Source organism: Ruegeria sp. BG9 (genome assembly GCF_056538305.1).
Genome location: NZ_JBQFSY010000013.1, coordinates 130,191 through 137,370 on the forward strand (window position 1 = coordinate 130,191; position 7,180 = coordinate 137,370).

Annotated in this window: 7 protein-coding genes; 4 read left to right on the top strand and 3 right to left on the bottom strand. The window is 60.1% G+C overall.

The window, feature by feature from the left end; translation table 11 throughout:
- Positions 1–3 precede the first annotated feature (3 nt).
- The 3 genes from xylB to ACR0I8_RS20910 form a co-directional block, all read right to left on the bottom strand.
- Positions 4–1,464, bottom strand: a complete 1,461-nt coding sequence (xylB, locus tag ACR0I8_RS20900; protein WP_170692735.1) for a xylulokinase — start codon at positions 1,462–1,464, stop codon at positions 4–6.
- Between the two features lie 71 nt (positions 1,465–1,535).
- On the bottom strand, positions 1,536–1,742 hold the full coding sequence (locus tag ACR0I8_RS20905; protein ID WP_170380401.1) for a hypothetical protein: 207 nt from the start codon (positions 1,740–1,742) through the stop codon (positions 1,536–1,538).
- A gap of 75 nt (positions 1,743–1,817) precedes the next feature.
- Positions 1,818–2,447 (bottom strand): response regulator transcription factor, encoded by a 630-nt coding sequence (locus ACR0I8_RS20910; RefSeq protein ID WP_247748029.1) that lies wholly within the window; start codon positions 2,445–2,447, stop codon positions 1,818–1,820.
- 219 nt (positions 2,448–2,666) lie between these two features.
- Between ACR0I8_RS20910 and ACR0I8_RS20915 the strand changes: the two genes are divergently transcribed.
- Genes ACR0I8_RS20915 through ACR0I8_RS20930 form a run of 4 tightly spaced genes read left to right on the top strand, consistent with a single transcriptional unit; the run spans position 2,667 to position 6,991 of the window.
- Positions 2,667–3,908, top strand: a complete 1,242-nt coding sequence (locus ACR0I8_RS20915) for an aminotransferase class V-fold PLP-dependent enzyme (RefSeq protein WP_170692737.1) — start codon at positions 2,667–2,669, stop codon at positions 3,906–3,908.
- A 28-nt stretch (positions 3,909–3,936) separates the two neighbouring features.
- On the top strand, positions 3,937–5,136 hold the full coding sequence (locus tag ACR0I8_RS20920; protein ID WP_170692739.1) for a malate--CoA ligase subunit beta: 1,200 nt from the start codon (positions 3,937–3,939) through the stop codon (positions 5,134–5,136).
- The gene (sucD, locus tag ACR0I8_RS20925; protein ID WP_170380404.1) at positions 5,133–6,020 is read left to right on the top strand and encodes a succinate--CoA ligase subunit alpha; all 888 of its coding nucleotides are present in this window, start codon (positions 5,133–5,135) and stop codon (positions 6,018–6,020) included. The genes ACR0I8_RS20920 and sucD overlap by 4 nt, the downstream gene beginning before the upstream one ends.
- Positions 6,020–6,991, top strand: coding sequence for a 2-hydroxyacid dehydrogenase (locus ACR0I8_RS20930; RefSeq protein WP_170380405.1), 972 nt, complete (start codon positions 6,020–6,022; stop codon positions 6,989–6,991). The genes sucD and ACR0I8_RS20930 overlap by 1 nt, the downstream gene beginning before the upstream one ends.
- Positions 6,992–7,180: the final 189 nt, after the last annotated feature.

Sequence of the window (7,180 nt, forward strand, 5' to 3'; positions counted from 1 at the left end):
ATATCAGCCCCGCGAGGAGATCTGCCGCAGAGGTCCGTAGGCGGCTTTGAACTGTGCCTTGGCTGCCTCGTAATCTGCGGTTTTGCTGCTGTCGGGCAGAACGCGTTCGCCGATGCTGGGAGGGGTCAGGATGTCTTCGGGCGACGCTCCGGTTTCTGCGATCTGGCCAAGACGTGCGGCCCCCAATGCAGCGCCAAACTCTCCGTCCTGAGGTAGCTCGATTGGCACGTTCAAAACAGTTGCAATCAGCTTGACCCAGTAGCGCGATTTTGTACCGCCGCCGATGCCGATCAGCCGATCAATCCGCGCGCCGGTCTGTACAAGCGCGTCATACGAGTCGCTCAGGCCAGAGGCGACGCCCTCAAGCACGGCGCAGGTCAGATCGCTCTGGTCGGTGTCTTTTCCCAGCCCGGTAAAGCCGCCGCGAATGTTGGCGTCGTTGTGCGGGGTGCGCTCGCCTGAGAGGTAAGGGTAAAACTGCACGCGCCCCGGTGCGCGTAGCTCGTCGCCCAATGCGCGGGTCAGGTCGGCGGGTTTTTGGCCAGTGATCTGGCCCAGCCAATTCAGGCTGTCGGTTGCAGACAGCATAACGCCCATCTGATACCAGCGATCAGGCACGGCATGGCAAAATGTGTGCAAAGCCGAGGCCGGATCAGGGTGGTAGCCATCGCGCGCAGCCAGCAGCACTCCGGAGGTGCCAAGCGAAATGAACCCGTCCCCCTCGTTCAGAGCACCCAAGCCACAGGCAGCTGCGGCGTTGTCTCCGGCGCCGCCTGCGACGGTGACGCGATTGCGCAGACCCCAACGGCTGGCATGATCGGCGCGAAGAGTACCTGCGGGCTGACATCCTTCGACCAGGCGGGGCATCTGAGATTCCGACATTTGCCCAGCAGACAGCAGCTCCCCGGACCATGTACGCCGCGAGACGTCCAGCCAAGATGTGCCAGCACTATCCGACATGTCAGCGACGTAGTCGCCTGTCAGATAGTAGTTCATATAGGCCGCAGGCAGCAGAACCTTCGCGATACGGGAGAAATTCTCCGGCTCATGTTCCTTGACCCAGAGCAGTTTGGGTGCCGTGAAGCCGGGGAAAACGATATTGCCCGAAATCTCGCGAATTCCAGGCAGGGCGTCCAGATGCCGGGCCTCGGCATCCGCGCGCGTGTCATTCCACAGGATGCAGGGTCGGATCACGTCACCTGCGGAATCCAGCAGCGTTGCGCCGTGCATGTGGCCCGCTACGCCTATGGCTCGCAGATCGGTAAATTCGGGGTGAGCGTCCCGCAACGCGGCAACCGCCCCCTCTAGCGCCGCGATCCATTCGGCGGGGTCCTGTTCGCTCCAGCCGGGATGTTTGTGCTCGGACGTGCAGGAATGCTCTGCCGAACCGAGCACGCTGCCGTCTTCGGCCAAGAGCAGGGCGCGCAGCCCGGACGTTCCCAGATCAATGCCAAGGTAGCTCATACTGCGTCGCCTCTGATTTCATAAGTTTGCAAACGGTTTATTCTGTTTTTGAGGAGTCTGCAAAGCGCGGATCAACCGCCGATGTAGCTGCCGGTCTTTGGGCGATAAAATATCTTCTGATCGTGCAGCTTGCCCAGAAGATCATGCATCCGGCGAATGGTGTCTTCGTTGTTCTCGTTCGCCTCAATGGAATAAGAGGCCATCGCCTGTCGCAGGGCTTGTTCGATCAATTCCATATCCTCGATGGAGAGTTCGAACATGTCATTATATTGCGGCATTTGAGGTCCTCCGGCTGCGGTTGTGAACCCAAAGCATGCCCGGAAAACCCCGAGTTTACCAGATTACGGTCCGTATCAGTCCCTTTGCATCCGCGCTGCATAATATTGTGCAATGGCTTGGGTCCGGTTTTTGACGCCCAGCTTGTCGTAGATGTTCGACAGGTGGAACTTCACGGTGTTCGTCGAAATCTCGAGCTCTTTTGAAAGTTCGCGATTGGACATGCCCTGCGCCAGCGCCTCGAGGATTGTGCGTTCCTTACGCGACAGGCTTTCGATCGGGTCCTGCTGCATTTTCCGGACGTCGATGAACGGAAACACCATCTTGCCCGCGGCCACTTTCTCGCAGGTGTCCAGAAGCCCTTCAACCTCGCCCGAGCGTGCGGCAAACCCGGCAGCCCCGGCCTGCATCGCAAGTCGCGGAACGTCGGCATTGGCATCGCCATAGACCACGAAGCGCGGCGCGCTGGCTTGGTCGCGCAGCACCTCGATCAGTTTTGCGGCGCCAAGGGCGGGCAATGTCCAGTCCACTACGCCGACCTGAACAGGCACCCGCATGACCGTGCCAAGGAATCCTTCGGCCGTGGCCGAAGTCGCGACCAATGAGAATCGCGGGTCGCGTTCAAAGATCTCTGACATCGCCGACAGGACCAGAGGGTTGCCGTCCGCCAGCATGACGTCGATGGGCTTTGATGGAGCTTCAGCCATATGAATTTGCCCTTAAAGCTAATAAACTACCCAAATGGGTGGGTATGTTTTTAGTATACTATCGTATTTTTACACCTTTGGGTAGGTAATATCCCATCCTATTAGGCATGCTAAATCAGTAGTAAGTTACGTTGCGTGATCTGGCAAGAGCACGTTTTCTACACGGCAACTCAACCAAACGGGCCGCTGAGCCTGAGAAACAGCCGAGGAAGCCGCACAATGACTTTCCAGATTTTCCCTCCGCTCGAAATCCCCGAGACCCTTGCAGCGGGTCCCGGACCCGGCAACACGGATGCCCGCGTTCTGCAGGCCTTTGCAGGGGCAGGGGTCGCCGATCACATGCAAGGCGACGTTCTGCGCGGAATGATCGAGTGCAAGCATATGCTGCGCGAAATCTGGGGCACGCAGAACGCCCATACCTTTGCCGTCGCCGGAACGGGTTGGAGCGCGCTGGACACCATGTTCTCGGCCGTCATGCCGGGCGACAAGGTTGTTGCTTTTTCCAACGGCACATTCTCGGGCATTGATGCGCTGACCCTGCGGATCAAGGCGGCGACGCCCGCAGAACACGCAGCCAATCCGCTTGACCCGCAAGCTGCCAGCGTCACCGTGATCGAGGTTCCGCATGGCCAGTCTGTCACCGGAGAAATCGTCGAAGCAGCCCTGGCCGAGCACAAACCCAAATGGGCGTTCATGGCGCATTGGGAAACCGGGTCCGGCCGTATCAACGACATTCGCGGCTTTTCGGATGCGTGCGAGCGTCACGGCGCGATGGGTCTGATCGACGCGGTATCGTCTCTGGGCGTGGATGACTTTTCGATCGACAACTACCCCGGTATCGCGGGTTGGGCCTCTTGCCCGCAGAAAGGTCTGTGCTGCCTGCCGCTGACCTACGCTCCGGTCAGCTTTACCGATGCTTTCATTGACAGCCTTAAAACCAGCGGCGCCTACACCTATGTGCACAACCCGATTTTCGAGGCCCGCCATTGGGGTATTGTCGACGGTCAGGATGTCGAGAAAGGCACCTATCACCGGACGCATTCGGGCTATGCCGTGGCTGCCTTCCACGAGGCGCTGCGTCTGACCTTGCAGGAAGGGCTTGCCAAGCGCGCAGCGTCTTACCGCATTCACGAACGCGTCCTGCGCGATGCCGTGGTCGAACTGGGGTGCGAGGTTACCTCGGACATGCCGAGCCTGATCGTTCTGAACCTGCCGCCAGAGCTTGCCGGGCGTGAAATGGAATTGGTGCAGAACTGCCGTGCGCGCGGTTTTGGCATCTGGCCCACGCTCAGCGCGCCTGTGCAAGTGCGGATCGGTATCCTCAACCAATTGAACCGGAAATCGGTCAGCCGGATCGTGCGCCTGTTTGCCGAGGCGATGCGCGAACTGGGCGGACAGATTGATCGGGACGCGATCGAAGCCCTGCTGGAAAGCCGCTACGGCACTTCGATGGCTGCTTAATTTCACTGCAAGAACGGGAGGATTGCAGATGGATATTCACGAATATCAGGCGAAAGAACTACTTTCGAATTTCGGTGTCGACGTGCCACCCGGTGCGTTGGCCTATAGCCCGGAACAGGCGGCCTATCGGGCGCGTGAACTGGGGGGTGACAAATGGATCGTCAAAGCGCAGGTCCATGCAGGCGGGCGCGGCAAGGCCGGAGGGGTCAAGCTGTGCAACACCGAAAACGAGATCTACACAGCCTGTGATGACATGTTCGGCCGCAAGCTGGTCACGCATCAGACCGGTCCTGAAGGCAAAGGGATCTACCGCGTTTATGTGGAAGCCGCAGTACCGATTGATCGCGAAATCTATCTGGGTTTCGTACTGGATCGTTCGAGCCAGCGGGTCATGATCGTTGCGTCCTCGGAAGGCGGGATGGAGATCGAAGACATCTCGGCCGAGCGTCCGGACAGCATCGTGCGGTCTATCGTTGAACCCGCTGTGGGTCTGCAAGAATTCCAGGCACGTGAAATCGCGTTCCAACTGGGGCTGGAGCCGAAGCTGATCCAGCACATGGTCCGCACGCTGCAGGGCTGCTACGCCGCCTTCAGCGATCTGGACGCCACCATGGTCGAGATCAACCCTCTGGTCATCACAGGGGACGACCGCGTTTTGGCGCTGGACGCTAAGATGAGCTTTGACGACAACGCCCTGTTCCGTCACCCGCAGATCGCCGAGCTGCGCGACAAAAGCCAGGAAGACCCGCGCGAAAGCCGTGCCGGTGACCGGGGCCTGTCCTATGTTGGTCTCGACGGCAATATCGGCTGCATCGTGAACGGCGCCGGTCTTGCGATGGCGACCATGGACACGATCAAACTGGCTGGCGGAGAGCCTGCGAACTTCCTCGACATCGGTGGTGGAGCCTCACCCGAGCGTGTGGCCAAAGCCTTCCGTCTGGTTCTGTCGGACGACAATGTGCAGGCCATTTTGGTGAACATATTTGCCGGTATCAACCGCTGCGACTGGGTGGCCGAAGGTGTCGTACAGGCTTTGAAAGAGCTGGATATCGACATCCCTGTCGTCGTGCGCCTGGCCGGTACCAATGTGGAAGAGGGTCAGAAGATCCTCGCCAAATCCGGCCTTCCGATCATCCGCGCCACCACTCTGATGGAGGCTGCCGAACGCGCCGTGGGCGCATGGCGCAACGACCTTACCCAAGGCACCAAGATGAGGGCCGTGCAATGAGCATTCTTCTCGATCGTAACTCGCGCGTGATCGTGCAGGGTATCACCGGCCGTATGGCGAGGTTTCACACCAAGGACATGCTGAACTACGGCACCAATGTGGTGGGCGGCGTGGTTCCCGGTAAAGGCGGCGAAACCGTCGAAGGCGTTCCGGTCTTTGACACCGTCAAACAGGCGGTTGAAGCAACCGGCGCGGATGCCAGCCTAGTGTTCGTTCCACCGCCCTTTGCGGCGGACTCGATCATGGAGGCCGCAGATGCCGGTATCCGCTATTGTGTCTGCATCACCGACGGTATTCCGGCGCAGGACATGATCCGCGTGAAGCGCTACATGTACCGCTATCCCAAAGAGAAGCGCATGGTCCTGACCGGGCCGAACTGCGCGGGCACCATCTCGCCGGGCAAAGCGCTGCTGGGGATCATGCCGGGACATATCTACCTGCCGGGCAACGTGGGCATCATCGGTCGCTCGGGGACGCTGGGCTATGAGGCCGCGGCCCAGTTGAAAGAGCGCGGGATCGGAGTTTCGACCAGCGTTGGCATCGGCGGCGACCCGATCAACGGCTCGTCCTTCAAGGATATTCTCCAGCGTTTCGAAGAGGATGAAGACACCCACATCATAGCCATGATCGGTGAGATCGGTGGCCCTCAGGAGGCCGAGGCGGCTGAGTTCATCCGCGATCACATCACCAAGCCTGTGGTGGCCTACGTCGCGGGTCTGACCGCTCCGAAAGGCCGGACCATGGGTCATGCCGGTGCGATCATCTCGGCCTTCGGCGAAAGTGCCAGCGAGAAGGTTGAAATCCTGTCCGCCGCCGGTGTGACCGTGGCCGAAAACCCTGCCGTGATCGGCGAAACCATCGCCCGTGTGATGGAGGCCGCGTGATGGTCAAACCCTCGGTCCTTGTTACCCGTCGCTGGCCTGCCGCCGTCGAGGCGCAGCTGGCCGAGACCTACAACACCGTGCTGAACACCGGGGACAAACCCATGTCCCCGGCTGAAATCCGGCACGCGTTGAAATCCTATGATGCGGTCCTGCCGACCGTGACCGATACCCTCAGCTCCGAGGCTTTGGACGTTCCCGGTGCGCAGACGAAAATCCTGGCGAATTACGGCGTTGGCTACAGTCACATCTGCGAGCCCTCAGTGCGTGGGCTGGGCATGACCGTCACCAACACGCCGGACGTGCTGTCCGAATGCACCGCCGATATCGCGATGACCTTGCTGCTGATGGTGGCGCGCCGCGCTGGCGAAGGGGAACGCGAGCTGCGGGCCGGCAATTGGACCGGCTGGCGCCCCACGCATCTGATCGGCACCAAGGTAAGTGGCAAGGTGCTAGGCATCATCGGATATGGCCGCATCGGGCAGGAAATGGCCCGGCGTGCTCATCACGGTTTTGGCATGCAGATCGTTGTCTACAACCGCAGCAAAATCGCGCCCGAGGTTCTGGCCCAGTGCAATGCCATTCAGGTCGAAACCGTGGATGATCTGCTGCCGCAATGCGATTTCGTCTCGCTCCATTGTCCCGGCGGGGCCGCAAACCGGCACCTGATAAACGCGCGCCGTCTGGATCTGATGAAACCGGATGCGTTCCTGATCAACACGGCCCGAGGCGAGGTGATCGACGAACGCGCCCTGATTCAGTCCCTGACCTTCGACATGATCGGAGGGGCAGCGCTGGACGTGTTCGACGGAGAGCCCCGCATCAACCCCGACCTTTTACAATGTGACAACCTTGTGATGCTGCCTCATCTGGGCAGTGCCACCCGTGAGGCGCGCGAGGCGATGGGGTTCCGTGTGCTGGACAACCTCAGCGACTTTTTCGAAGGCCGCGAACCGCGCGATCGCGTGATCTGATCCGCCCGCATATCACTTCTCTGCTCTGACCTCTATATGGGGTCGGGCCTCGGACCGCTCAGGAGGAAAGCGTCATGAACGCCCCCAATCGTATCGATGGTTTTTTCACCCAGTCTTTGTCGGACCGTGATCCTGAGCTATTTGGCTCGATCACGTCCGAGCTGGGCCGTCAGCGCGACGAGATCGAGC